This is a genomic window from Sulfitobacter sp. CW3, from assembly GCF_019392245.1.
In the GTDB taxonomy this organism is placed as follows: domain Bacteria; phylum Pseudomonadota; class Alphaproteobacteria; order Rhodobacterales; family Rhodobacteraceae; genus Sulfitobacter.
Genome location: NZ_JAHXRL010000559.1, coordinates 1 through 236, shown reverse-complemented (window position 1 = coordinate 236; position 236 = coordinate 1). Strand labels below are relative to the sequence as shown.

The 236-nt window shown below is 59.7% G+C and carries 1 rRNA gene; it reads right to left on the bottom strand.

From position 1 onward, the window contains the following. Positions 1-236 (bottom strand): 23S ribosomal RNA (locus tag KZZ06_RS22225); the annotation flags it as partial.

The window sequence follows — 236 nt, the reverse complement described above, 5'->3', positions numbered from 1 at the left end:
GGACCTGCTCCAGCCCCAGGATGAGATGAGCCGACATCGAGGTGCCAAACGACCCCGTCGATATGGACTCTTGGGGGTCATCAGCCTGTTATCCCCGGCGTACCTTTTATCCGTTGAGCGATGGCCCACCCACGCGGGACCACCGGATCACTATGACCGACTTTCGTCTCTGCTCGACGTGTCTGTCTCGCAGTCAAGCGGGCTTATGCCATTGCACGCGACGAGCGATTTCCGAC